Below are 26,063 nucleotides of genomic sequence, written 5' to 3'. Positions count from 1 at the left end.
GAAAAACAGTATTCTTCTTTTCGCCAGTTTTGCTTTTATGGTTAGAGGGCTTTTGTTACCTTTGCACATGAAGCCCACCACAAAGCGATTTCTTCGTTTTTTTGTTACTATTTTGTTACCAGCTATTAGTAATAGGTGGGCTTTTATTTTGATAATCAGATTTATATGATGTTGTATATATAATATGTGGCAGAACCTGTTCAACAGCTACCAGCTTTGGAAGAAAAGAAAGGCGGAGGAGAAAGGCCGATAGTCTGTATGTTCCTGTCTGTTTGGGAGGCGGAGCGCGTTGTGTCGTGCATAGATCCATTCTATATTCATTCCATATCCGTTCCATGTCTGTTCTATACCTGCTCCGTATCAACTCCGTACCTGCTCCATGCTTATAGACACGGAGAAACTATGGATGTGATACGTTTCAGACAAGCGGAAAATATGCCGGAAACAGCGTGTCGCTTCTCAACGTAGCAGCAGTTCTTCTTCGTTGTATCGGGGTCTGTCTTTGACTTCGATATAGATTTTACCGATGTATTCTCCCACAATGCCTAATGCAACCAGGATGATTCCGCCCACGAACCACAAGGAGATCATCAGTGAAGACCATCCCGGAACAGTGTTGTGGTAGAAATAGGCACGCAACGTCCACGCCGTCACACACAGGGCAATCAGGATGAAGATGCAGCCGATCCAGAAAATCATCCGCACGGGCTTCACGGAAAAAGAGGTGATGCCGTCGATAGCGAAATTCAGCATCTTTCTCAGAGGGTATTTGGATTCTCCGGCAAAGCGCTTGTCGCGGTTGTAGTAGACGCATGCTGTCCGATAGCCGATGAGGGGAACCATGCCGCGCAGATACAGGTTACGCTCGCGGAAGCGGCAGAGTTGCCGGACGGCACGTTGGCTCATGAGTCGGTAGTCGGCATGATTGTAAACTGACTTTACTCCCATTGCTTTCATCAGGCGGTAGAAGGCGAGTGCCGTGTTCCGCTTGAAGAAGGTGTCCGTTTTGCGCTCCTTGCGCACGCCGTAGACGATGTCGTACCCCTCTTGGTAGCGGTCAATCATCTCCGGGATGACGTTGATGTCGTCCTGAAGGTCCGCATCGATAGAGACGGCAATGTCGCATCGCTCTATTACGGCTTCCAGTCCGGCGAACAAGGCATTCTGATGTCCTACATTGCCTGCCAGGTTCAGTCCGCAGGCGTATGACGTGTTCTGGTAGAGGTCTTTGATGATGGGCCAGGTCTGGTCTGTACTGCCGTCGTTGACATACAGGATGTAGCTTTCCGGCGAAATCCGTTTTCCGGAAACGAGATTATCTAACAATGTACTCAGTCTTCGATGTGTCTCATGCAACACCGCTTCTTCTTTGTAGCAAGGCACTACGATGGCCAGTGTGGGGGTCTCTTTCATGATAAATGAATATTTCTGCAATATTCGCAAGAAATCCGGAAAAAAGCAAATGATTGCTACGGCTTTTTTCAGGCTGTCATTGCTTTTTAAAAACGAAACGTACCAGCAGGAAGTTGACAGGGATGGCAATGCCGAAGACCGGTATGGGCGCCCATGCTTCCGGAACCCCGATATAGAGGAACAAGTTGAGCAGGAGGATATGCAAAAGATAGTTGCACAGATGCGCACCGCCAAATCCCATCGCCTTTCCCCACGAGGGCTTTCGTCGGAAGGTGAAGTAGGCGCTGAGGTAGAAGTTGGCGACAAAGCTGACAAGGTAGCCGATGGTGTAGGCCATATTCACATACATAAACCACCGGAGAATAGTGTATAATCCGTAATGCATCGCCGTGGCAATGACGCCCACGACGAGGAAGCGCATGAATTCGGGTATTTGTTTCAGTTTTTCCATTCTATCAATTTGAGACGGCAAAGTTAGGTATTGTTACAGAATAATTGTACTTTTGCGGGCAGAAACATTGTATGTGAAGGAAATATTAAAATTGTACAAACAGTATAATAGAGAAATATGCAGGAGAGAAAAAAAGCAGTGTGGTTCCTAATGGTCCTCAGTGCGCTTGTAATTATCCCTTTTCTTGGGGAGACTATTTTTTATTCAAAAGGAGAACCCCGTGAGGCAATCGTGGCCTACACCATGCTGGAAAGCGGGAATTGGGTGCTCCCGTTGAACTACGGTACGGACATTGCCTACAAACCACCCTTCCTCTATTGGTGTATCGCTGCCTTTTCCACTTTGCTGGGAGGCGTCACGGAATTTGCCTCGCGCCTGCCATCGGCGGTATTTTTCTTGGCGATGCTTTGCGTGTTTTTCCGTTTTTTTGCCGAGCGGAAAGGTACGCGGGTTGCTTTTCTGGCGTCTGTGCTGCTCTTGTCTTCTTTCGAGGTGCACCGCGCGGCGGTGGCATGCCGTGTAGACATGGTGCAGGTGTCGCTGATCGTGATGTCGCTCTTGCTGCTCTATCGCTGGGATGAAAAGAAATGTCACTCCGTGCCTTGGCTGGCGATTCTTCTGATGGCATGCGGCACGTTGACAAAAGGTCCGGTCGGTTCGATATTCCCTTGCATGGTGATTGGAGCCTTTCAGTTGATGCGCGGCCGTTCTTTCTGGAAGACGTTCTTGTCGCTTGCCGGTATCGGGGCTCTCTCTTTGGTGCCGTGGCTCGTCTGGATGTGGGCGGCATACCAACAGGGAGGCGCTGAATTTTCCGCATTGATGGCGGAGGAGAACACGGGGCGTTTCTTTGGCAAGATGTCTTATGCATCCCACGAAAATCCACTTTGGTATAATTTCCTCACCCTGATTTGGGGATGGGTTCCTTGGACGCTTGTCCTGCTGATTTCGTTGTTCGGCCTGAAGTGGAAAGAGATGCGTTGGTTGCCCGAGGGAGACACTTTCGGCAGTCGCCTGAAACAGGCTTGGACAAAATTCCGCAACCAGCCTCCTTTGCAACTGTTCATCTGGCTGGCGATTCTGCTTATTTTCATTTTCTATTGTGTGCCGAAGAGCAAACGCAGCGTCTATCTGCTCCCTATATATCCCTTCATGGCAGTGCTTATGGCTGAGTATCTATTGGCCTTGGTTCAGCGTGGGGCGAAGGTCTTTAGGATTTCGGCGATGATTTTTGCCTCTTTGGGCATCCTGCTTACAGTAGTCTTTTTCACAGTTCGCCTCGGGCTGGTTCCGGAGAGTGTCTTCGGGACAGGACGCCATGCGGCAGAGAATGTGGCTTTCATGCATGCATTGCAGACGGTGTCCCTGCCTTTTTCCAAGTGGTTCCTGGTTCTGCTTCCGTTGATAGCGGCGGTCTGCACATGGGTGGGAGTGGCAAAGCGTACCGGTTCCTATTCTTTATTATATAGCATTGCCGGATGCATCCTTTGCATTTTTGTCTCTCTCGATGCGGTCTATCAGCCTACGGTGCTGGCTGTCAAGTCGGATAAGAACCTGGTTAGGCAGATACGGGAAGTGGTTCCTCAGGGCACAGTCTACTCGTATGACGACATGAGCTTCTATTGTGCCAACTATTATATGGGCAATCAGATGCGGCACTTCGAGAAGGAGCTGCCGGCTGAAGGTTTTGTGGTATCATCGGAAAAAGTGAACAAACGGTTGCTGGAGCAGTTTGGTGGTGTGTATGAGTTCGATGAGGTATTCCTCACGGAGAGACGTAGCTGCGACTTGCGTGCCAAGATTTATATGTACAAGTTTAGAAAGAAATAAATGTCACCCCTTACGATAATTGATAAATACTATCCGGAAGATAACGAGCAAAAGCATATCTTGACGGTGCATAGCCGTCTGGTGGCGGAGAAGGCATTGTGGATTGCCCGCCGCCATCCGGAGCTTCAACTGGATGAAGTTTTCTTATATGAAGCTGCCATGTTGCACGACATCGGCATTTTTCAGACCGATGCTCCCGGGATATACTGTTTCGGCGAGCATCCTTATATCTGTCACGGCTATCTTGGAGCTGACTTGATGCGCCGCGAAGGTTATCCGCGGCATGCACTGGTGTGCGAAAGGCATACGGGTGCCGGGCTTTCGCTGGACGACATACTTGCACAAGGCCTGCCTGTGCCTCATCGGGATATGCTTCCGGTCAGTTTGGAAGAACAAGTCATCTGTTTTGCCGACAAGTTCTATTCTAAAACGCATCTGGAACGGGAAAAGAGCGTCGAGAAAGCGCGGAAAAGCCTTTCCGCTTTCGGCACTGCGGGACTTGAGCGCTTCGATCGCTGGTGCGAGCAGTTCTTGTGACATTCTAAATTTCATTAAAAAAGGGAATTATCCGTATAAATTGCGTATTTTTGCCCCTTCAAGCGGAAACTATTAAGTTGATTACGCCATTGAAAGCAAATACATTCATATCATTCATACTATTATTTGTCCTGCTCCTGTCCTCCGGCGAGGTATTCTCGCAACGTCGGCGCGGGAGAATTGTCCCTCCTGTTGCCGGAAGAACAGATAGCCTTCGTGTGGAAGGCGTTCAAAGAGGAGATACCTTGAACAGCGATACCTTGCAAGTGCAGCCAGCCGAAAAAAAGAAGGAACCTTTGGATGCTCCGGTGGTTTATGAAGCTACCGACTCCATCGTCTTCTCTCAAAGCGGTGTAGCAAACCTCTATGGTAGCGGAAAGGTGAACTACCAGCAAATAGAACTGGCAGCTGCCGTGATCACCATGAACATGGATAGCAGTACGGTGTATGCTTACGGGGTGGAAGACACCGTAGGCACGGTGGTTGGGAAACCCGTATTCAAGGATGGCGATACGCCCTACGAAACCAACACCATACGATACAACTTCAAGAGTAAGAAAGGTATCATCAGCAACGTGGTCAGCCAGCAGGGCGAGGGATACGTCACAGGTAATAATGCCAAGAAAGGGGAGAATGACGAATTATATTTGAGGAGCGGACGCTATACCACTTGCGACAATCATGAGCATCCTCATTTCTATATGCAGATGACTTACGCCAAAGTACGTCCGAAGAAGAATGTGGTGACGGGACCTGCTTATCTGGTCATCGAGGATGTGCCGTTGCCCCTTGCCGTTCCCTTTTTCTTTTTCCCTTTTTCCAGCAGCTACTCTTCGGGCTTCATCATGCCGAGTTATATGGACGATTCTGCCCGTGGATTTGGTCTGACGGATGGCGGTTACTATTTTGCTATTAATGACAAGATGGACTTGAAACTCAGGGGCGATATCTTTACGAAGGGATCGTGGGCATTGAATGCTGAATCGAATTATAATGTCCGCTATAAGTATTCGGGGTTGTTTCAGGCTAATTATCAGGTAACCAAGACCGGCGACAAGGGATTGATAGACTATGCTGTGGCGAAAGACTTTAAGATCGTGTGGTCTCATCGTCAAGATCCGAAGGCGAGTCCGAACTCTTCATTCTCTGCCAGCGTGAATTTTTCTTCCAGCAGTTATGAGCGCACTAACATTGGTAACATGTATAACTCGCAAGCCATGACGCAGAACACGAAGACGTCAAGTGTCAGCTATTCACGTAACTTTCCCGACCAGAAACTCTCTATCTCTGCCACGGCTAATATTGCACAGACTATGAGTGACTCGTCCATTGCCGTTACCCTGCCAGACCTGAATATCACGCTGAGCACGATCTTTCCCTTCAAACGGAAGAAGGTGGTAGGCGATGAAAGGTGGTATGAGAAGATCTCCATACGTTACAGCGGACGTTTCTCCAACAGCATCAAGACGAAAGACAACCTGCTCTTTAAATCGAATTTAGTGAAGGACTGGCAGAATGGTATGAAGCACGATATTCCGATCAGTGCCACATTTACCTTGTTAAAGTACTTCAATGTGACACCATCAGTCAAGTATACCGAACGTTGGTACACCCGTAAGATCATGAAGGACTGGGATCCAAATGCAGGTAGAAGTGGGGAAGTGGTGAACACTGATACTATCTACGGTTTCCATCGGGTGTATGACTATAGTGCAAGCTTGGGAGTCAACACGAAAATCTACGGAATGTATAAGCCTTTGTTCATGAAGAAGAAGGAGATACAGATACGTCACGTAATAACTCCTTCCGTCAGCCTCAGTGCGACACCCGACTTCGGCGCCTCACGTTTCGGTTATTACGATACTTATTACAAACTCAATGCTGACGGTACGCAGGATACCATTGTCTATTCTCCGTATGCCGATCAGATGTTCGGTGTGCCGGGACAGGGCAGGTCGGGAAATATCTCATTCCAAATATCCAATAACTTGGAGATGAAGTATAAGGATAAGAATGACTCTATCCGCAAGGTCAGCCTGATTGATGAACTGGGTGCCAGTATTTCCTACAATACGGCGGCGAAGGTGCGGCCATGGAGCAACCTGACACTGAATATGCGTTTGAAGTTGAGCAAGAGCTATACCTTCAGTATGAGTTCGGTATTTGCTACTTATGCATACGAATTTGACAAAAACGGTAATGTGATAACCGGTAACCGGACTGAGTGGTCTTACGGACGCTTCGGGCGTTTTCAGGGATATGGTAACTCGTTCAGTTATACTTTCAACAACGATACGTGGAAGAAATGGAAGGCTTTCTTCACCGGCGAAAAGAAGGACAAAGATAGCGGTGGCAAGCGCAATGACGCAGAAGAGGATAGCGATGAAGACGACGACTTAGGAACTGAAAACGGACCAGTCAAGCGAAAGAAAGAACAGGCTGCTGTTGATGATGACGGTTATCAGGTATTCAAGATGCCTTGGTCTATCAATGTGAGCACCGGATTTAACATAATGGAAGATACATCGAAACCCATCAACAGGAACAGGATGCGTTATCCCTATAAATTCAGTCTGAATGCGCTTAATATCAATGGTAACGTTAAAATCTCCAATAAGTGGGCTATTAATTTCAATTCCGGTTACGATTTCAATGCCAAGAAAATCGTGCAGACCTCTTTCAACATTACACGTGACCTGCATTGTTTCAGTATGTCTGCCAGCGTTTCACCTTTCGGTACGTGGAAGTATTACAGTTTTGTCATTCGTGCCAATGCCAGTATCTTGCAGGACTTGAAGTATGACAAGAAAAGCCAGACACAGACCAATATCAGGTGGTACTAAGAGTTTGGGCGTATATTTTTCGGAAGAATCTGATACTTTGTTACCCGTTGGCGGAATTAAATTAGCGCATATTTGACTCAGCCAATGGGTCTCTTATTTTTATAGTTAATATATCGCAGGATTGTAAGTGTTATGTATTCGGAAATTTGTAGTGGCTAAAGTTCACGTTTGTGTCGCTAAACCTTAGCTTTGTCATGCCAGACCTTAGCTTTGACCAATAGAAGTTTGTGTACATGACTACTACTATAGACCGTGGTGAATACGCGTAACCAGCGTACCGGATACGACAAACCACGGACGGGAATACTGGTAAATAAGTTCCTCTTCTACTACAAGAAGTTTCACCATAAATATTTGTGTATTACACGGTTAACGGATGGGTGAAAGATGTGAGGGATGAAATAGGGTATTTATCTTTAATTGTTATTTTAGTTCGGAGGAATGCATCATAACATTACTTGTTATACTTCATAACATTACTTGTTATGCTCCATAACATTACTTGTTATGAGACATAACATTACTTGTTATGAGACATAAGATATGATGTAATTTCAGTTTAATTCCGCCAACGGCTACTTTGTTATTTCTGTGTATTCTGTATATCTATATTAGTTATAGCCGAGCATCCGTTCGTTAGATAAAGGCATCTACCTTTTGGACATAAAAAAACAAAAAGGCAAAAGAGGAAAGTAAAATCCATTTTTTTGCCTTTTTGGCTATTATGTCCGAAAAAGAAATTAGTAGCAGGCATTCTTGTTCGTTGAATCCAAATAGCGAAGTATTTTCCCTATTACGATGGAGAAGTCGTTTTTTCTGTCTTTACCAGACGATTTCCTGTTCGCCGTGTTCTTTCAGGTAATTGTTCGTTTTACTGAAGTGCTTGTTTCCGAAGAAACCATTGTAAGCGGACAGGGGAGAGGGATGTGCAGAAGAGAGCACCAGATGTTTGTTTCGGTCGATGAAAGCACCTTTGCGTTGTGCGTATGATCCCCAAAGAATGAACACCAGATGCTCGCGTTGCTCGGCAAGGGTACGTATAGCGGCATCGGTGAAGGTTTCCCACCCTCTGTTCTGATGCGAACCCGCCTGATGGGCACGGACGGTCAGTGTGGCGTTCAGCAGCAACACACCTTGTTCGGCCCAGCGTGTCAGATTGCCGGTGGCAGGGGCATCAGCTCCGATATCTTCCTTTATCTCCTTGAATATATTGACCAACGAGGGCGGAAAACGAACGCCATCATTGACGGAGAAGCACAATCCGTGTGCTTGTCCGGGACCATGATAAGGGTCTTGCCCGATGATGACCACTTTGACTTTATCAAAAGGGCATAGGTTGAACGCATTGAATATCAGTTTTCCCGGAGGGTACACCAGATAATGGGTATACTCTTCCCGGACGAAATCTGTCAGTGTACGGAAATAATCTTTCTCAAATTCCGGTGCCAACCGCATTTTCCAACTCTCTTCTATTTGAACATTCATGATTTTGTTGTATTAAAAGTTTCGGTCGCTAAGTTACAATTTAAATCTGTTCTTTCTGAAAAAAGCTCTTGGATTTATTTCCGTTGGTAGCAGAAAAAACTTTTTGAAGAAAATTTAAACAGGCTTTAGATTAAGTAGATATTATGCTCTTTGCATTCTTTGCGCATCTCCTCAGGCCAGATACTGGCTTGTATCTCTCCGATGTGTGCTTTGCGGAGATAGAACATGCAGAGTCTCGACTGACCTATACCACCACCGATAGACAGAGGCAGTGTATCGTTCATCAGGCGTTTGTGGAAGTAGAGTTCCAATCGTTTTTCTTCGCCTTCCTGTTTCAGTTGGCGTTGCATGGCTTTCTTGTCTACGCGGATTCCCATTGATGAGAGTTCGATACTGCGTTGCAATACATCGTCCCATAGCAGGAGATCACCATTCAGTCCGGGAAGCCCGTTCAGTCCCTCGGAGGTATAGTCATCGTAGTCCGGTGCGCGTCCGTCGTGCTTCTTTCCATCACTCAGTTTGCAGCCGATGCCGATGATGAATACTGCGCCGTATTTTTGGGCTATGGCGTGTTCGCGGCATTTGGGCTCCATGTTCGGATAGAGTTGCCGTAGCTCTTCAGCGTGTATGAAGTGTAGTTTCGGAGGCAGACAGGGTTTGATTGCAGGATACATTTCGTACACCATGTATTCGGTACGTATCATGGCTGCATAGATACGGTTTACGATTTCTTTCAGGAACTCTATGTTGCGGTCTTCGGAAGTGATGACGCGTTCCCAGTCCCATTGATCTACGTAGAGGGAGTGCAGATTGCCCAACTCCTCGTCCGAGCGTATGGCATTCATATCTGTGTAAATGCCATATCCGGGCTCGATGCTATATTCCGCCAATGTCAGTCGTTTCCACTTGGCGAGCGAATGTACTACTTCCGCCTGTGCATCTCCCAAGTCTTTGATGGGGAATGACACGGCGCGTTCCACACCGTTCAAGTCGTCATTGATTCCCATGCCTTTCAGTACGAAGAGTGGGGCGGTGACACGTCGCAATCGCAGTTCTGACGAAAGGTTCAGTTGGAAGAACTCTTTGATCTGTTTGATTCCTAATTCCGTTTGTTTTAAGTCCAGTACGGGTTGATAACCTTCTGGTTTTATTAAATAGCTCATATTTTTATACTATATTTTATGCTGTATTTTTGTTCGGCAAATATAGGTATAATATTTATATTTGCATCGTATTTATTCTGATTTGTGAGCAATTTGTTTGTGAATATCCTTTTTGAATTCTCAAAATAACATTTTTTTGTTTTGTTGTTCTCATCACAAAAAAAGATGAATAATTAGGAATATGCCCGATTTTTTTATATTTTTGCCGTTGAATTAAGGCTCCGTAGCTTAGTGAATAGAGCGTCAGATTCCGGTTCTGAAGGTCGTGCGTTTGAATCGCACCGGGGTCACAGAGAGAATCCTTGATAATCAGTAGATTATCGAGGATTTTTTGTTTTTGTAGCTTTGAGGTATGGCTAATTCGCTTACATTCAATCTGATAACTTTCTCTTTTGGGAAATAGAAAGCTGTGTCTGTAGTAATCTGGAGATTATGATTGTTAATATACGCCTTCTTTTTCCATTTTTTTTATAATGCGAGAAATGATGTTAATTCCGTTTTTATACCTCGAACCATTCTTTTCTGTGTTATGTTTCTCTTGTATATGACAGCGACTAAAGTCAGTTACATTACGAATTGTCGATTTATAGAAGAAATATCATAGGGTATATCAGATTGACATAACTGTCTGAGTCTGCATCATTAATTAAGGTATAAAATAGTAGAATTGTTTATTATTAAAATCTTTAGTCATGAAAAGTTTGAATTTTGATTGGCGAGTAAATGCTCGATTTTGTTATCAGAACGATAGATTATTTGTTTTCGAGTATCCGTAGACAGATCCGATTCTGTTGGATAGCCTGATGACTTCAATAGTTAGGAGTTGTCGTACTGCTGTGGATTGTAAAAAGGAAATTGAACTTAATTATTTTAACCGTTTAAAAACAACTTAATTATGGAAAATAGAAATTATAATTTGTGGATCGGCCTGGGAGTAGGTTCGGTTATCGGTGCTTTGGCTTATCGTTTTTCACGTACATCAAAAGCCAAAAAATTGAAAGAAAAAGCATGTGATGCTTTTCATAAGATAGCCGGTCAGGCTGAGAATGTGTTGGATGAAGCCAAAGAGAAAGCAGCGGATGCCGGAGAAGCAGTAGCGGATAAAGTAGCCGACAAGGCTTCCGATTTTGCCGGAAAAGCTGATGACTTCAAAAGTAAAATGCATGCAGTTGCTTCCGAAGCGAGAAAATAAACCAGAATAGGAAACTTGTTGATTATTCATACGCTTATGAGATGGGAAGAAAGCTTGATGCATCAGTTTGCCTCCGATGGTGGAGGGAAAAGCTATAAAGAACTATACCGGATATCGTTGCAGGCATATACCGAGGGCTGTAGTGAGGAAAAAAAGAAAGCCCTTGAAGCATATAGGCTTTGTTGCGGCAGACTGTTTGGGAATAGATGTATGCTGTCTGCCGGAAGCAGGACGGAACGGAAAAAAATATGTGATGCAGATTGCCTCTACATAAGAAAGTATGAATTTGAGTTGTATAAGCTTGGTGGATGTGCGGAAAGTACATCCGAACAAACCTAAATTTTTAACTCCAAATTGAAAAGATTATGTTTTATCATGTAAAAGACTTACAATTCAACGCTCGAGTCTCACGACCCGACCCGCGTTTTGCACGTGTAATGCTTGAGGCATTCGGTGGTGCGAATGGAGAATTGAAATCTGCTTTGCAGTATTTCGTACAGGCTTTCAGCTGCCATAATCCATTTCCGGACAAATATGACATGCTGATGGATATCGCTACAGAAGAATTTGGACATCTGGAGATTGTGGGTGCCACCATCCAGATGCTCTTGGGAAAGGTAAACGGAGAAATGAAAGATGCTCTCGAAGATACGCCTTTGCACACAATGATGAGTGGAAAATCTGCTAAAGAAGAGTTGATTCATCAAGCGTTCACCAACCCGCAATTTCTGGTGGGGGCTCCTGGCAGTCCGGCTTTGACGGACAGCAATGGAAATCCCTGGTGCGCTACTTATGTATCTGCCACAGCAGAACTTACCGTGGATTTGCGTTCCAACATGGCAGGGGAGGCTCGCGCCAAAATTGGTTACGAAAACCTTCTTCAGTTGACAGACGATCCTTTGGTAAAGGAAACGCTCGGTTTCCTCATGGCTCGTGAGGTGACACACTATCAGCAGTTTGAGGCTGCTTTGGAAACAATTCAGCCCAATTTTCCGCCTGGGGTATTTCAAACGTCTCCCAAATACAGCAATCTGTATTTCAATATGTCGAAGGGCAAAGATGCCCGTGGACCTTGGAATGAAGGAGAATGTACACAATTGAAAGAAAATTGGCAATATATAGAAAATCCGCTTGAAGAGGTAAGAAGTACCAATGGATTGCTGGATAGAAAACCGGAAGGTACGGATCGTTCAGAAAAAAGTATTGCTAAGAAAGAGGCTCATTTATCTAAAGAACGCAGCGGGCAAGTTTTGTCGGCTACTCCGGAGAAGGAGATGTCTTGGTGTAAATATCAGTAAAATGAAAAAAAACATCGGCTTATAGCCGTTGTAATTATTAACCATAAACCATTTTAATTATGAACAAGAAAACAGAAAAAAAGCAAGAAGAGGCCAAGAGCACGAAGAAAGTTGCTCAGGTCAAAGAATGTAAGTCTTCAACCTCATGCAAAAAAGCAGGGAAGAAGTGAGTGTTTAAAAACTTAAAATTTGTACAAGGAGGTGTATTATAACTTACCACAGATTACGCGGATTAGCACAGATTTTCTTTAAATCATTAATAGTTAAAACCAAATAATTAACCCCGATAATTTGTGATAATTCTTAGTAATCTGTGGTATATATCAGTGTGTGATGCACCTAACTTAAATTGATTAAATTTGAAATGAGTATGAAAAAAATATTATTTGCAGTTTTAATGTTGACACTGACTGTGTCTTTCACCTCTTGTCGTGATAAAAAAGCGCGGAACGATGTGAAACATCAGGTTGAAAAAGTAAAAGAGGATGTCAATAATGCAGCCGAAAAGGTATCTGACAAAGTTCAGGATGGTGCCGACGCTGTGAAGGATGCATGGAAAGATGCGAAGCAAGATGTCAAGCAAGGTGCCGAAAAGGCCAAGAAAGAGATAAAGGAAGAATATAATGATGTAAAAAAAGAAGTAAATAAGAAATTGGATTGATTCTTATGTCGATATTTACTTCTTAACTATAACATATTGTATACATTATGGTTGGATTTGTAATATGGCTTGTAGGATTGGTACTAACTATCAGAGTGGTTCTAGAAATATGGCGTATTCATGCGCCGATAGAAAGGAGGCTGATAGCTATAGTCCTGGTAGTTCTTACCAGTTGGATAGGACTACTGTTTTATTATTTTTATGGTAAACCCCGTATGGCACAATGGCTGGGCTCTCAGACTTGTTGAGTAGGGTGGGTCGTAATGCCAGAATAGTAGAAATTACTCCTGCCACAGATAGAGCTGTAGCAGGAGTAATTTCTTCTGAGAGGGAGTTTGGATACATCCTCCTTTTCTATTTTTTGACTAATGACTTCCTAATGAATGGAACGGCAATAAATGTTACCATCAGAATATAAGTAAAGCGGAGTCTTTCTTTTTTTCCTCTTATGTTTATTGTGAATATAATGTGTTTTGTTCCGTGCAGAGTGCTTTGTGATCAAAAAACACAGGCGTGGTTCACGTTCTGTGGAGGGTGTAGGTAAAATTAGCCTACACCCTGCCTATACCTTGCTTACACTTTTGTATCTTGTTGATGCACATTAGAATACCTCGGATGGTATAGGTGTGTAGGCAAAAGTGTGCATAAACTCTGGGTAGAGAGAGTTGCTTTTCTTTAAATTTGTGTTGTGTAGCCTGCGATGGGTAATGACATGCTGTCGCGCAAGTTCTCCCAGTTGTCGCAGAATGCTTGCATGGATGGAAACAGGACGTTTGCTCCGGCATCCAGCAATACTTGTCCGTCGATGGGTCCTGTGTTGACAGCAATTGTGAAGATACCTGCTGCCGCTCCGGCTTGCACTCCGAGCGGAGCATTTTCTATCACAATGGCTTCATTGGGTTTTAATCCGCCTTTTTGCAATGCCATCAGGTAAGGTTCCGGATTGGGTTTGCCATATTTCACGTCGAATGCAGTCACCATCAGTTCGCTGCGGAACATTCCGGGAAAGTTGTGCGAGAGGCGGTCCAACAAGGAGCGTTGTCCGGAGCCGGTGACTACCATCGGTGTCAGTCCGTCCGCCTTGATTTTTTGTAGCACTTCCCATGCACCTGGTATACGTTCGGCATCGGGATGGCTGTTGAACTCAATGCTCTTTTCTGCATAAATGTTTTCTATCATTTCGGGAGTGGCATCTTGTCCATATTGCCGTTGGTAGACGATGTTTATGGTTGCAGCACCAGTGCGCCCTTCATGCAGGTACGCTTCTTCGCGGCTCAGGTGAAGTCCGTGACGTTCCATGACCTTGTGCCAGGCATCTGCATGATAAGGCATGGAGTTGAATAGCACGCCGTCCATGTCGAAAAGGACAGCTTTCAACTGGAGGCGGTTGTATCCGTGGGATTGGAGATAATGATTGACAGCTTCTTGAAACATTTGTTGCATGGATATTTATTAAATTTTGAGAGTTGAAAGTCTGCATGCAACGCGATCGCGCATTCGACTTCCAACTCTCATTACTTGACTTTTGATTATGACATGGACTGCCGGTTTCGGCTGTTGCCGTTTCCAGCCTTGCCCTTTCAGTCTTTCTTTCCAGTCAGCCTGCTGTTTTTTACAGTCTTGCTTGGATAGCTTTTGATTCTTCTTCGTATCCAGGCTTGTTCAGCAGTGCGAACATGTTCTTCTTGTATGCTTCTACGCCCGGTTGGTTGAACGGGTTAACCTCCAGCAGATAACCACTTATGCCGCAAGCTATTTCGAAGAAGTATAGCAACTGTCCGATGTTGTATTCATCCAACTTTTCGATGACAATACGCATGTTGGGTACACCGCCATCTACGTGAGCCAGCTGAGTACCGAGTTCTGCCATCTTGTTCACTTCGTCTACGCGCTTGCCTGCCAGGAAGTTCAAGCCGTCTAAGTTAGCTTCATCAGAAGGAACTTCCAACTTGTGGTTTACCTTTTCTACGGAGATTACAGTTTCGTAGATGGTGCGTTCGCCTTCCTGAATCCATTGTCCCATAGAGTGCAGGTCGGTAGAGAAGTCTACGGATGCAGGGAAGATACCTTTGTTGTCTTTACCTTCTGATTCTCCATAGAGTTGTTTCCACCATTCACTTACGTAGTGCAGTTTGGGGCAGAAGTTGACAAGGATTTCGATCTTCTTGCCATTCTTGTAAAGCTCATTGCGTGTAGCGGCATATTGTGCAGCCGGATTCTCGGCAAACGGTACGTTCATGCCACAAACTTTCTCCATATCAGCAGCTCCGGCTACCAGCTTTTCAATGTCGAAACCGGCAACAGCAATCGGTAACAAGCCTACCGGTGTCAGTACAGAGAAACGTCCGCCCACGTTATCGGGAATGATGAATGATTTGTATCCTTCCTTGTCGGCTGTGATACGTGCAGCACCTTTGCGCGCATCCGTAATGGCGACGATGACTTTCTGTGCCATCTCTTTGCCGCGTTGGTCTTCGCATTGTTTTTTCAGCAGACGGAAAGCCAATGCGGTCTCGGTAGTGGTTCCTGATTTAGAAATGTTGATGACACCGAATTTCTTGTCCTTCAGGAATTCAGTCAGTTCATACAGATAGTCTTCGCTGATATTGTGTCCTGCATAGATCATGACAGGGGCATTCTTCTTTTCTTGCAACCAAGTGAAACTGTTTGACAAAGCTTCGATCACTGCGCGTGCGCCGAGATAACTTCCGCCGATGCCGGCAATGATCACTACTTCGCAGTTGTCACGCAGCACTTCGGCTGTGGCTTTCAGTTCGGCAAGGGCTTCAGGGGTGATGGACGAGGGGAGGTGTAGCCAGCCTAAAAAGTCATTACCTTTTCCTGTACCGTTTTCCAGTGCTTCCTGCGCAGCCTTTACCTGAGCTTCGTAAGCGGCAACAGATTCCTTGGAAATGAATCCAAAAGTCTTTTCAATGTTCAAACTAATCATAATATTATAAGTTTTAAGTTTTGGGTACTTAATTCTGAGTATTTCTATCCGATGCCGGATGATTACCGTAGCGAATCAGTCAGCAACTTGATTTCTATCATTGGTGATATGCGCTCGTAGAGGATGTTATAGACGGCATCCAGTATTGGCATATTGACATGATGATGTTTGTTGATTTCTTTGATGCATTTGGTTCCATAGTAGCCTTCGGCAATCATTTCCATCTCTATCTGTGCGCTTTTTACGGAGTAGCCTTTTCCGATCATCGAACCGAATGTACGGTTACGGCTGAAGTTAGAATATCCCGTCACCAGCAGGTCTCCCAGGTAAACGGAATCGTTTACATTTCTGTCCAGCGGATGTACAGTCTGCAAGAAGCGTTTCATCTCTTGCACGGCGTTGGACATCAGTACTGCCTGGAAATTGTCTCCGTATTTCAATCCGCTGCAAATACCGGCAGCGATGGCATATACGTTTTTCAGTACAGAGCTGTATTCAATACCTGCTACATCGTTGCTGACTGAGGTCTTGATGAATGAATTTGCCAAACGTCGGGCGATGGTACAAGCCTTGTCGGTGTCCGGACAGGCGAGGGTGAGGTATGACAGACGTTCCAATGCCACTTCTTCTGCGTGACAAGGACCGGCGAGCACGGCAATGTTTTCGGGTGGAACGCCATATTCTTTGGTGAAATACTCTGATACGATCATGTTGTCATCGGGTACGATTCCTTTGATGGCGGTGATGATGAACTTGTCACGTATCCGTGTTTTCAACTTCTTCAGGTGAGCCTTGAGATAAGGGGAGGGGGTAACGAATATCAGCGTATCGGATTCTTTTACTACATCGTTGATGTTTGAACTGAAATTGATGCGCTTCGTGTCGAATTTGACGCCCGTCAGGTAGGCAGGGTTATGGCCCAGCCGTTTAAAATCGGCTATACGATCATCCCGCCGCATATACCAATTAATCGACTCTGTCTGGGCGAGTACCATTTTGGCAATGGCTGTAGCCCAGCTTCCTCCGCCCATTATGGCTATCTTTCCGGGTAGTTTCATATTGAAATTCATGATTAAAAAAGGAAAAAGGGAAAGGGAAATTCTCTTTCCCTTCTCCTTTTTTCAATCTCACCTATTTAATGTTTAATGTTTAATGTTGCTGATCCAATCAGCAACATCGTTAACTGACGGATTGGTCAGTTCCAGTTTGTACTTCTTGTTGATGCCGCAAATGTCCATGTGTAACTTTTGCGGATTCACGCCTTGCATGTCTTCCACGGTGTTGTAGCCGGCTTTCTGGATAACGGGTACCCACTCTTCGCCGATGCCCAGTTCCACGTATTTGGCAGGTGCGTCTTTGGCTATTGTCTTTTCGGGTCGCATCTGTGGGAAGAAGAGTACTTCTTGGATGAATGCCTTTCCGGTCATCAACATGGTCAGACGGTCGATGCCGATGCCGATGCCTGACGTAGGAGGCATACCGTATTGCAATGCTTTCAAGAAGTCTTGATCAATGAACATCGCTTCGTCATCACCCTTCTCGCTCAGTCGAAGCTGGTCTTTGAAACGCTCTTCCTGATCTATCGGGTCGTTCAACTCGCTATAAGCGTTTGCCAGTTCCTTGCCGTTCACCATCAGTTCGAAGCGTTCGGTAAGTCCCGGTTTGCTACGGTGCATCTTGGTCAGCGGGCTCATTTCTACGGGATAGTCAGTGATGAAAGTGGGCTGTATGAAAGTTCCTTCGCAGAATTCGCCGAATATCTCGTCGATCAGCTTACCTTTGCCCATTGTGTCATCAATCTCCATTTTCAACTCCTTGCATACTTGTCGAATTTCTTCTTCGGTTTTGCCTTCGAGGTCGTAGCCGGTTTTTTCTTTGATGGCCTCTAGGATGGGCAGACGGCGGAAAGGAGCTTTGAAGCTGATGGTTTTTCCGTCGATAGTGGTTTCGGCGCATCCGTTGACTGCAATACAGATACGTTCCAGCAGTTTTTCAGTGAAACTCATCATCCAGTTGTAATCTTTATATTGCACGTACAACTCCATGCAGGTGAATTCCGGATTATGGTTTTTGTCCATACCTTCGTTGCGGAAGTTCTTGCCTATTTCATATACACCTTCGAAACCGCCTACGATCAAACGTTTCAGATAAAGCTCAGTGGCGATGCGCAGATAGAGGTCGATGTCGAGCGAATTGTGGTGTGTGATGAACGGACGGGCGCTTGCACCTCCGGGAATGGATTGCAGGATAGGTGTTTCTACCTCGGTATATCCCGCTTCGTCCAAAACGGCACGCATGGTGCTGATGATTTTCGCACGTTTCAAGAAGGTCTCTTTCACGCCGTCATTCACGATTAGGTCTACATAGCGCTGGCGGTAGCGGAGTTCCGGATCCTCGAACGAGTCGTATGCCACGCCATCTTTATACTTGACAATGGGTAATGGCTTGATACTTTTTGCCAGTACGGTCAGCTTCTTGGCGTGGATGCTGATTTCACCCATTTGTGTGCGGAACACGAAGCCTTCGATGCCGATAAAGTCGCCCAAGTCGAGCAAACGCTTGAACACGGTGTTGTACATTTCCTTGTTCTCTTCGGGGCAAATGTCATCGCGGGTGATATATACCTGGATACGTCCTTTGGAATCTTGCAATTCGATGAAGGACGCTTTGCCCATGACGCGGCGGCTCATCATACGTCCGGCAACGGACACTTGGCGAGGCTCTGCGTCGTCTTTGAATTCAGCTTTGATATCGGTAGAGAAAGCATTGGTTACATACTCTGCTGCGGGATAGGGTTCGATGCCCATCGCGCGAAGTTCATTCATGCTGTTGCGACGAATGATTTCTTGTTCACTTAGTTCTAATACGTTCATTTCGCTATATTTCACTCAATTTGGGGACAAAAATACGAAACATTTTTCAGATAGCGAATCTTTTTATTAAATAAAGCAATCAAAAGCAGGGCTTAGAGCCTGTTTAAATTTTGTTCAGCCTTCTTTTTTGAGCTCTTTTTGAGGCTGTGTCTCATAATAAGTAATGTAATGGAGCATAACAAGTAATGCTATGAAGTATAACAAGTAATGCTATGAAGTATAACATTACTTGTTATGATGCCTTTCATTATATGTTATGATGCATTCCTCCGAACTAAAATAACAATTAAAGATAAATACCCTATTTCATCCCTCACATCTTTCACCCATTCGTTAATCGTGTAATATACAAATGTTTATGGTGAAACTTCTTGTAGTAGAAGAGGAACTCATTTACCAGTATTCCCGCCCGTGGTTTGTCGTATCCGGTACGCTGGTTCCGCGTATTCAACACGGTCTATAGTTGTCATGTACACAAACTTCTATATAGTCAAAGCTAAGGTTTAGCATGACAAAGCTAAGGTTTGGCATGACAAAGCTTAGGTTTAGCGACACAAACGTGGACTTTAGCCACTCCAAATTTCCGGATACATAACACTTGCTATTCTCGCATACTGCTTTTTCACTTTTCAGGTCCTTCAGGATTTACCTAATTATTTGATTAATAAAATATTGGGCTGAAACTAAAGACCAAAAAATAAGGCTGAGACTTCGGCATTTTCTTTCAGGTTTCTTAGTTTCAGAGCAATGTGCTATAAAACAGGTTATTAGTGAATGGCTGAAAGAGCTGAAGAGCAAATTAATGATATAAAAAACAGAAGTAGAGTAATATTTTAATTCCGCCAACAGATTATGTATGTGTACTCATGAAATAGAATTGTGACAGAACAGTGTGAATAGAGTGGTTTATTTGCTAATGCCTGATAATTTGTTTGCCTTCATTCTGAAAATTAAGTACCTTTGCGGTTTCAAAAATTAATTAGGTAATTAGTATGGCTGGACAAAAGACACCCACAGCGTTGGGTACAGAGAGTATAGGAAAACTCTTGATGCAATATGCCGTGCCGGCAATCATCGCCATGACGGCTTCTTCCTTATATAATATGGTAGATAGTATTTTCATCGGCCACGGAGTGGGCACGATGGCCATCTCAGGACTGGCGTTGACTTTCCCGTTGATGAATCTTGCCGCAGCTTTCGGATCGCTGGTGGGCGTGGGGGCTTCGACGTTGATTTCTGTCAAACTGGGACAGAAGGATTATGATACGGCACAGCGTGTGCTGGGTAATGTCTTTGTGCTGAATATCCTACTCGGTGTCTCTTTTACACTGATTGTGCTGGCTTTCCTCGATCCCATTCTTTATTTCTTTGGGGGGAGCGACCAGACAGTCGGCTATGCCAGGGACTATATGCAGATTATCCTGTTAGGAAATGCCGTCACGCATCTCTATTTGGGGCTGAATGCGGTGCTGCGTTCTTCTGGTCATCCGCAGAAGGCGATGTATGCTACTGTGACTACGGTGGTGATCAATACCATACTTGACCCCGTCTTCATCTATGGCTTCAATTGGGGTATCCGTGGCGCTGCCATTGCTACGATTGTGGCGCAGATGATCTCGTTGACATGGCAGCTCAAGCTGTTCAGCAACAAAGAAGAGTTACTACATTTTCATCGGGGAATTTTTCGCCTGAAACGTAAGATTGTTTTCGACTCTTTGGCGATCGGAATGTCTCCCTTCCTGATGAACATGGCGGCTTGCTTCATCGTGATCCTGATCAATCAGGGACTGAAAAAGTATGGCGGAGATTTGGCTATCGGTGCATTCGGCATCGTAAACCGGCTGGTGTTTGTGGTGGTGATGATTGTGATGGGATTGAACCAAGGCATGCAGCCCATTGCTGGTTACAACTTCGGTGCAAGGCAGTATGACCGTGTCAACAAGGTGTTGAAGCTGACCATTATTTATGCTACGGCAGTAACTACCTTCGGATTTCTTGTGGGTATGCTGGTACCCGATTGGGTGGTGGGTATTTTCACGTCGGATACAGAACTGATTGCGCTGTCGTCGAAAGGATTGCGCATTACGGTTATGTTCTTCCCTATCATCGGCTTTCAGATGGTGACGTCCAACTTCTTCCAGAGTATAGGGATGGCAGGTAAGGCGATATTCCTTTCTCTTACGCGTCAGATGTTGATATTGTTGCCATGTCTGCTTATTCTACCCCACTTCTTCGGGGCGGCGGGTGTGTGGTACAGTATGCCAGTGTCTGATGTGCTTGCCAGTTTGATCGCGTTGGTGATGTTGGTGATGCAGTTCCGTAAGTTCAAGGTAGCAGCAGATAAGGGTATCGACTGATCGCTCTACGTGTGGGGTAAAAATGGCGGAATAAAAAAACGTTCATTTTCAACAGATATTCCGTAATAATATTTATATTTGCTATCACTAAATTAATAGATAGTCAAGTTATGAATAGTAAATATGTAGTCAATATAGGTCGTCAGTTGGGTAGTGGCGGACGGGAGATAGGCGAGAAACTTGCTGCCCGTTTGGACATTGGTTTTTATGATAAAGAATTGATCCGACTCGCTTCGGAGGAGAGTGGGCTTTGTCGAGAGTTTTTCGAGAAGGCGGACGAGAGAACCTCGCAAGGTATTATCGGCGGACTGTTTGGTATGCGATTTCCTTTTGTCAGCGATGGGGCGATGCCGACAACAAATTGTTTGAGTAACGATGCTCTGTTCAAGGTGCAGAGCGATGTGATACGGAGGTTGGCGGCAGAGCGGTCTTGCTTGTTTGTGGGGCGTTGTGCCGATTACATCCTGCGCGATCATCCTCGCTGCGTGAATGTATTTATTTCCGGTTCCGATGAAGAACGCATCGGGCGTATTTGCCGTATGTACTCTGTTTCGGAACATACGGCAGAGGAGATGATGGCGAAAGAGGATAAGAAACGTTCTGAATACTATAATTATTATAGTTATAAGATGTGGGGAGCGGCTGCATCCTATCACCTTTGCATAGATTCTTCCATACTGGGGATTGATGCTACGGTGGATTTTGTGGAGCAGTTTGTGAGAAAGAGATTAGGACTGTAAAAAAAAGTATTGATCAGACCTAAAACAAGCAAGCATTGAACAAATCTGAAGTAAGCATTAAGTAAGCTTAAAACAGACTTAAGCAAATCTAAGATTAGGTATAAAGGAAAATATAAAGTAATAAGAAAGCTATCTAAAGCAACTATTAAAGAAGAAAGGCTGCGCAAACAAGGATGATTATCCTTTGCGCAGCCTTTCTTGCTTATTATTCAGTTTTTATTTCCGGTGTCGGTTACATCATTGTTAGTAAGATCATCTGTCCTGCTAAGATACGCAAGAACATCGTTAACGGATAGACTGTGGAGTAACCTACTGCTGGAGCATCGTTACCGGATGCTTGATTGGCGTAAGCCAGTGCAGGAGGGTCTGTATTACTACCGGCAATCAACCCCATCAGGGTAAAGTAGTTTATCTTGCAGTAGAAGCGGGCAATCATACCGATAATAAGCAATGGAATAACAGTGATCAGGAAACCATAGCCCACGTATGACAAGCCGGAACCTTCGACTACCGTTTGTACGAAATGTTCTCCCGCCTCGATACCTACGCTGGCAAGGAAAAGTACTATACCAATCTCACGCAACATCAGGTTAGCGCTCATTGTCGTATAGGTCACTAACTTCATCTTGTGACCGAAACGACCGATAAGGATAGCAACCACCAGCGGACCACCGGCTAGACCAAGCTTCACGGGTGTCGGTATGCCTGGGAAAGCAATAGGAAGGCTGCCCAGCAGGATACCTAAGAAGATACCTACGAAGATGGTCACGATGTTCGGCGTGTCCAGACGTTTCAATTGGTTACCCAGCACGTTGGCAACGCGCTCTACAGCATCTTGCTGACCTACTACCATCACACGGTCGCCCACCTGCAATACTAGATTAGGATCGGCAAATAGGTCCATACCCGAACGGTTGATGCGCGTTACGTTCACTCCATACATACCGCGGAAGTGTAGGCTACCCAGTTTTTTTCCATTGATCTCAGGCTTGGTTACCAATATGCGTCGTGAAATCATCGGCATGTCTTGTTTTTCCCAGTCCATTTGGACTTCTTTTCCGATGAAAGCGGTCACTGCCTCAGCATCTTCTTCGGAACAAACAATGAAGACCTGGTCACCGATGTAGAACCTTGTGTCCTGATAGGGGATGCTGACATGCCCCTCGTGGCGAATACGCGAACATACGAACGGACGCCCCAGAAATTCTTTGATCTGAATCAACTGTTTCCCGTTGATGGATTCGTTGCGTACTTCCAGACTCAGCATGTGCGGCATGTGTTTTAGGTCTGTGCCTTGGGTAGAAAGTTCTTCCTCTTCCTTTTTAAGATTCACGCGGCAGATGTAGCGGATAGCAATGATAGATCCGATAATGCCGACTACACCGAGCGGATAGGCGCAGGCATAACCTAATGCAATTGGGTCGCCTGTGTAGCTCAGCTGATTCAGAGCTTCATTGGCAGCACCTAGACCCGGAGTGTTGGTTACGGCACCGTATAGAATACCTACCATCATCGGAAGCTCTATTCCTCCATCGATGAAGTAGATGGTCAGCGCGACTACGATGTTCAGCGCTACGATGCCTACGGCAAGCATGTTCAGCGTCATTCCGCCTTTCTTGAAAGAAGAAAAGAACGACGGTCCAACTTGCAGACCGATACAGAATACGAATAAAATCAATCCGAACTCACGGATGAAATGCAGGATGTGGGTTTCACCTGTAAAACCAAAATGTCCCATCAGAATACCTGTGAAAAGCACAAAGGTCACCCCCAGTGATATTCCGAAAATTTTGACCTTACCCAGCAGTACACCGACCGATATCACGAATGCATATAAGCATACGATATGGGCGACCGAACTGGGATCCCATAATAAATTCTCAAACCAATTCATAGATACGTTTGTTTATTATTCTTATTTAGTAGTTGAATTTTCGTGCAAAGGTAGCTATTCTATGGGAGGTGGCAAAAGGTTTATAGTTGTTTTTCTTTTAGTTTTTTTAATAAGACTGTTCATGCAGCAGTGTCACATCCGCTTCATATCCGAAACATACCAACTCTGTAAATTCTCCGTAATTATGGTTGGAGCAGATACGGAGCAGGCATGGGGTCGGTACGTTCCGAATATGGTCTTGATATGGCGCGCGTGGAGTTCGGAACCGGAAAAAACGGGTAATATCCTTTCATTATGTCAGTCTATATGCGAATTTTACTTAAAAAAACTTGTTATTATAACTTATTGTTTATATTTGCATATCCTATTTCTTGCAAATGGGATGACGAAGGGATCACTAATAATCTTTTTAATTATTAAATAAACTATGGCAGACAGTAAAGAAAGACTCTTCTCTGACTTTGTCCCCACTTCTACCGAACAGTGGATGGAGAAGGTGACAGCCGACCTGAAAGGTGCTGATTTTGAGAAGAAACTCGTTTGGAAGACAAACGAAGGATTCAAGGTAAAACCTTTCTACCGCATGGAAGACCTCGAAGGGCTGAAGACGACCGATGCGCTTCCTGGTGAATTTCCCTATCTTAGAGGTACCAAGAAAGATAACAATGAGTGGCTGATTCGCCAGGAAATCAAAGTGGAATCTCCTCAGGAGTCCAATGCCAAAGCACTCGATATACTTAATAAAGGTGTCGATTCGTTAGCATTCCGTATAAAGGCGAAAGAACTCAGTGCTGAATACATAGAGACACTGCTTGAAGGCATCTGTGCCGACTGTGTAGAATTGAATTTCTATACCTGCCAGGGGTACGTAGTGGAGCTGGCGGAAATTTTGGTGGCCTATTTCAAGAAAAAAGGCTACGACCTGACGAAACTGAAAGGTTCCATCGGCTACGACTTCTTTGATAAGATGCTTGCTAAAGGCAAGGAGAAAGGTGACATGGTGGCAACTTCCAAATCCTTGATCGAGGCGACTGCCGCCCTGCCCGAATACCGTGTGCTGAACGTGACCGCCTTGACCATGAACAATGCCGGTGCATACATCTATCAGGAATTGGGCTATGCTTTGGCATGGGGTAACGAATACATGCAACAACTGACCGTTGCCGGACTTCCCGCAGCCCTTGTTGCTCGGAAGATCAAATTCAACTTCGGCATCAGTTCCAACTACTTCCTCGAGATAGCCAAGTTCCGTGCCGCACGCATGTTGTGGGCAAACATCGTTGCATCCTATGATGCCGAAGACCGTTGTGCTGCTAAGATGCACGTGCATGCCGAAACATCTACGTTCAATCTCACCCTGTTTGATGCCCACGTGAACCTGCTGCGCACGCAGACCGAGGCAATGAGTGCCGCTCTGGGTGGTGTGGACTCCATGACGGTAACCCCGTTCGACAAAGCCTACGAGGCTCCCAACGATTTCTCAGAACGCATGGCGCGCAACCAGCAATTGCTGCTGAAGGAAGAGTCGCACTTCGACAAGGTGATCGACCCTGCCGCCGGTTCTTATTATATTGAAAATCTGACTGTATCCATCGCCAAGCAGGCTTGGGAACTCTTCCTTGCCGTAGAAGAAGCCGGCGGATTCTATGCCGCAGTGAAGGCGGGGACGGTGCAGGCAGCCGTGAACGAGAGCAACAAAGCGCGTCATGCAGCCGTGGCCAAACGCAAAGAAGTGTTGCTGGGCACCAACCAGTTCCCGAACTTCAGCGAAATGGCTGCTGGAAAGAAACCGCTTGAAGCCACCTGCTGCTGTGGCGGTGGTCATGACACTTGCCAAAAGGATGTTCCGGCATTGAACTTCGATCGTGCTGCCAGCGAGTTTGAGGCTTTGCGTCTCGAGACGGAGGCATCGGGAAAACGTCCGAAAGCCTTTATGCTGACCATTGGAAACCTGGCTATGCGTCAGGCACGTGCCCAGTTCTCCTGCAACTTCCTGGCTTGTGCCGGTTATGAAGTGATCGACAACCTGGGCTTCCCCACAGTGGAAGCCGGTATAGAGGCGGCTATGAATGCCAAAGCCGACATCGTGGTGCTGTGCTCCAGCGATGATGAATATGCCGAATATGCCATCCCCGCTTTCAAGGCTTTGGACGGTCGTGCCATGTTCATCGTGGCAGGTGCTCCCGCCAACATGGAAGAATTGAAGGCGGCCGGTATCGAGAACTTCATTCATGTGCGTGTCAACGTGCTGGAGACATTGAGAGAATATAATAAGAAGTTATTAAGTTAACAAGGGGAGAAGGGAACCTGTTGACCAGTAAACAAGTTGACAAAGGAAGAAAGGAATAAGGAACCAAGAGAAAAAGCAGGTCAACT

The 26,063-nt window shown here is 45.4% G+C and carries 19 protein-coding genes and 1 tRNA gene; 11 read left to right on the top strand and 9 right to left on the bottom strand.

The features are described 5' to 3' along the window. Positions 1 to 459: 459 nt before the first annotated feature. Together QZ323_RS02915 and QZ323_RS02910 are read right to left on the bottom strand one after the other, a co-directional pair. Entirely contained in the window at positions 460 to 1,413 is a 954-nt protein-coding gene (locus QZ323_RS02915) for a glycosyltransferase family 2 protein (RefSeq protein ID WP_294632622.1), read from the bottom strand. A gap of 76 nt (positions 1,414 to 1,489) precedes the next feature. Further along, positions 1,490 to 1,864, bottom strand: a complete 375-nt coding sequence (locus tag QZ323_RS02910; RefSeq protein ID WP_294632620.1) for a GtrA family protein — start codon at positions 1,862 to 1,864, stop codon at positions 1,490 to 1,492. 117 nt (positions 1,865 to 1,981) lie between these two features. Here QZ323_RS02910 and QZ323_RS02905 point away from each other — a divergent pair, with 117 nt between their 5' ends. The 3 genes from QZ323_RS02905 to QZ323_RS02895 all read left to right on the top strand — a co-directional run bounded on the left by QZ323_RS02905 (position 1,982) and on the right by QZ323_RS02895 (position 7,074). Next, positions 1,982 to 3,694, top strand: a complete 1,713-nt coding sequence (locus QZ323_RS02905; protein WP_294632618.1) for a glycosyltransferase family 39 protein — start codon at positions 1,982 to 1,984, stop codon at positions 3,692 to 3,694. Next, positions 3,695 to 4,231, top strand: coding sequence for an HD domain-containing protein (locus tag QZ323_RS02900; RefSeq protein WP_294632616.1), 537 nt, complete (start codon positions 3,695 to 3,697; stop codon positions 4,229 to 4,231). A gap of 80 nt (positions 4,232 to 4,311) precedes the next feature. Continuing rightward, entirely contained in the window at positions 4,312 to 7,074 is a 2,763-nt protein-coding gene (locus tag QZ323_RS02895) for a putative LPS assembly protein LptD (protein WP_294632649.1), read from the top strand. A gap of 822 nt (positions 7,075 to 7,896) precedes the next feature. Here the strand turns inward: QZ323_RS02895 and ung are convergent. Together ung and asnA are read right to left on the bottom strand one after the other, a co-directional pair. Then, entirely contained in the window at positions 7,897 to 8,559 is a 663-nt protein-coding gene (gene ung / locus QZ323_RS02890) for a uracil-DNA glycosylase (RefSeq protein WP_294632614.1), read from the bottom strand. A 125-nt stretch (positions 8,560 to 8,684) separates the two neighbouring features. Beyond that, a complete protein-coding gene (asnA, locus tag QZ323_RS02885) occupies positions 8,685 to 9,722 on the bottom strand; it encodes an aspartate--ammonia ligase (RefSeq protein WP_294632612.1) in 1,038 nt (345 codons plus the stop codon). Positions 9,723 to 9,939: 217 nt separating this feature from the next. Between asnA and QZ323_RS02880 the strand changes: the two genes are divergently transcribed. The 5 genes from QZ323_RS02880 (at position 9,940) to QZ323_RS02860 (ending at position 13,121) form a co-directional block, all read left to right on the top strand. Then, a tRNA-Arg gene (locus QZ323_RS02880) sits at positions 9,940 to 10,012 on the top strand. A 605-nt stretch (positions 10,013 to 10,617) separates the two neighbouring features. Next, a complete protein-coding gene (locus QZ323_RS02875; protein WP_294632610.1) occupies positions 10,618 to 10,914 on the top strand; it encodes a YtxH domain-containing protein in 297 nt (98 codons plus the stop codon). A gap of 365 nt (positions 10,915 to 11,279) precedes the next feature. Next, positions 11,280 to 12,212: a manganese catalase family protein gene (locus QZ323_RS02870; protein WP_294632609.1), complete on the top strand. Its 933-nt coding sequence runs from the start codon at positions 11,280 to 11,282 to the stop codon at positions 12,210 to 12,212. Positions 12,213 to 12,582: 370 nt separating this feature from the next. Beyond that, positions 12,583 to 12,873, top strand: a complete 291-nt coding sequence (locus tag QZ323_RS02865; protein ID WP_294632607.1) for a YtxH domain-containing protein — start codon at positions 12,583 to 12,585, stop codon at positions 12,871 to 12,873. A 47-nt stretch (positions 12,874 to 12,920) separates the two neighbouring features. Beyond that, complete coding sequence (locus QZ323_RS02860) at positions 12,921 to 13,121, top strand: hypothetical protein (protein ID WP_294632605.1); 201 nt, start codon at positions 12,921 to 12,923, stop codon at positions 13,119 to 13,121. A 427-nt stretch (positions 13,122 to 13,548) separates the two neighbouring features. Here the strand turns inward: QZ323_RS02860 and QZ323_RS02855 are convergent, their stop codons facing one another. The 4 genes from QZ323_RS02855 to lysS all read right to left on the bottom strand — a co-directional run bounded on the left by QZ323_RS02855 (position 13,549) and on the right by lysS (position 18,696). Continuing rightward, the gene (locus QZ323_RS02855; protein ID WP_294632647.1) at positions 13,549 to 14,307 is read right to left on the bottom strand and encodes an HAD family hydrolase; all 759 of its coding nucleotides are present in this window, start codon (positions 14,305 to 14,307) and stop codon (positions 13,549 to 13,551) included. A gap of 178 nt (positions 14,308 to 14,485) precedes the next feature. Beyond that, positions 14,486 to 15,823, bottom strand: a complete 1,338-nt coding sequence (locus QZ323_RS02850) for a glucose-6-phosphate isomerase (protein WP_294632603.1) — start codon at positions 15,821 to 15,823, stop codon at positions 14,486 to 14,488. 62 nt (positions 15,824 to 15,885) lie between these two features. After that, positions 15,886 to 16,881: an NAD(P)H-dependent glycerol-3-phosphate dehydrogenase gene (locus QZ323_RS02845; protein ID WP_294632602.1), complete on the bottom strand. Its 996-nt coding sequence runs from the start codon at positions 16,879 to 16,881 to the stop codon at positions 15,886 to 15,888. A gap of 84 nt (positions 16,882 to 16,965) precedes the next feature. Then, entirely contained in the window at positions 16,966 to 18,696 is a 1,731-nt protein-coding gene (gene lysS / locus QZ323_RS02840) for a lysine--tRNA ligase (RefSeq protein ID WP_294632601.1), read from the bottom strand. Between the two features lie 992 nt (positions 18,697 to 19,688). Between lysS and QZ323_RS02835 the strand changes: the two genes are divergently transcribed. Both QZ323_RS02835 and QZ323_RS02830 read left to right on the top strand, forming a co-directional pair. Then, on the top strand, positions 19,689 to 21,053 hold the full coding sequence (locus QZ323_RS02835) for an MATE family efflux transporter (protein WP_294632600.1): 1,365 nt from the start codon (positions 19,689 to 19,691) through the stop codon (positions 21,051 to 21,053). Positions 21,054 to 21,163: 110 nt separating this feature from the next. Beyond that, positions 21,164 to 21,793: a cytidylate kinase-like family protein gene (locus QZ323_RS02830; protein WP_294632598.1), complete on the top strand. Its 630-nt coding sequence runs from the start codon at positions 21,164 to 21,166 to the stop codon at positions 21,791 to 21,793. A gap of 232 nt (positions 21,794 to 22,025) precedes the next feature. Here QZ323_RS02830 and QZ323_RS02825 read toward each other — a convergent pair whose 3' ends face one another. Beyond that, a complete protein-coding gene (locus QZ323_RS02825; RefSeq protein WP_294632596.1) occupies positions 22,026 to 23,687 on the bottom strand; it encodes a putative transporter in 1,662 nt (553 codons plus the stop codon). A 427-nt stretch (positions 23,688 to 24,114) separates the two neighbouring features. On the opposite strand from QZ323_RS02825, the gene mutA reads away from it, so the two are divergent. Next, positions 24,115 to 25,977, top strand: coding sequence for a methylmalonyl-CoA mutase small subunit (gene mutA / locus QZ323_RS02820; protein ID WP_294632594.1), 1,863 nt, complete (start codon positions 24,115 to 24,117; stop codon positions 25,975 to 25,977). Positions 25,978 to 26,063 lie beyond the last annotated feature (86 nt).

Source organism: uncultured Bacteroides sp., from assembly GCF_910585845.1.
Classification (GTDB): Bacteria; Bacteroidota; Bacteroidia; order Bacteroidales; family Bacteroidaceae; genus Bacteroides.
The sequence above is the reverse complement of the archived record's forward strand: the minus strand, read 5'-3'. Positions and strand labels throughout refer to the sequence as shown.

Coding starts and splice junctions, on each gene's coding strand:
- QZ323_RS02860 (WP_294632605.1), top strand. CDS start 12,921: ATGGTTGGATTTGTAATATGGCTTGTAGGATTGGTACTAACTATCAGA.
- QZ323_RS02910 (WP_294632620.1), bottom strand. CDS start 1,864: ATGGAAAAACTGAAACAAATACCCGAATTCATGCGCTTCCTCGTCGTG.
- ung (WP_294632614.1), bottom strand. CDS start 8,559: ATGAATGTTCAAATAGAAGAGAGTTGGAAAATGCGGTTGGCACCGGAA.
- QZ323_RS02875 (WP_294632610.1), top strand. CDS start 10,618: ATGGAAAATAGAAATTATAATTTGTGGATCGGCCTGGGAGTAGGTTCG.
- QZ323_RS02830 (WP_294632598.1), top strand. CDS start 21,164: ATGAATAGTAAATATGTAGTCAATATAGGTCGTCAGTTGGGTAGTGGC.
- QZ323_RS02845 (WP_294632602.1), bottom strand. CDS start 16,881: ATGAAACTACCCGGAAAGATAGCCATAATGGGCGGAGGAAGCTGGGCT.
- asnA (WP_294632612.1), bottom strand. CDS start 9,722: ATGAGCTATTTAATAAAACCAGAAGGTTATCAACCCGTACTGGACTTA.
- QZ323_RS02855 (WP_294632647.1), bottom strand. CDS start 14,307: ATGTTTCAAGAAGCTGTCAATCATTATCTCCAATCCCACGGATACAAC.
- QZ323_RS02900 (WP_294632616.1), top strand. CDS start 3,695: ATGTCACCCCTTACGATAATTGATAAATACTATCCGGAAGATAACGAG.
- lysS (WP_294632601.1), bottom strand. CDS start 18,696: ATGAACGTATTAGAACTAAGTGAACAAGAAATCATTCGTCGCAACAGC.
- QZ323_RS02835 (WP_294632600.1), top strand. CDS start 19,689: ATGGCTGGACAAAAGACACCCACAGCGTTGGGTACAGAGAGTATAGGA.
- mutA (WP_294632594.1), top strand. CDS start 24,115: ATGGCAGACAGTAAAGAAAGACTCTTCTCTGACTTTGTCCCCACTTCT.
- QZ323_RS02915 (WP_294632622.1), bottom strand. CDS start 1,413: ATGAAAGAGACCCCCACACTGGCCATCGTAGTGCCTTGCTACAAAGAA.
- QZ323_RS02850 (WP_294632603.1), bottom strand. CDS start 15,823: ATGATTAGTTTGAACATTGAAAAGACTTTTGGATTCATTTCCAAGGAA.
- QZ323_RS02870 (WP_294632609.1), top strand. CDS start 11,280: ATGTTTTATCATGTAAAAGACTTACAATTCAACGCTCGAGTCTCACGA.
- QZ323_RS02865 (WP_294632607.1), top strand. CDS start 12,583: ATGAAAAAAATATTATTTGCAGTTTTAATGTTGACACTGACTGTGTCT.
- QZ323_RS02825 (WP_294632596.1), bottom strand. CDS start 23,687: ATGAATTGGTTTGAGAATTTATTATGGGATCCCAGTTCGGTCGCCCAT.
- QZ323_RS02905 (WP_294632618.1), top strand. CDS start 1,982: ATGCAGGAGAGAAAAAAAGCAGTGTGGTTCCTAATGGTCCTCAGTGCG.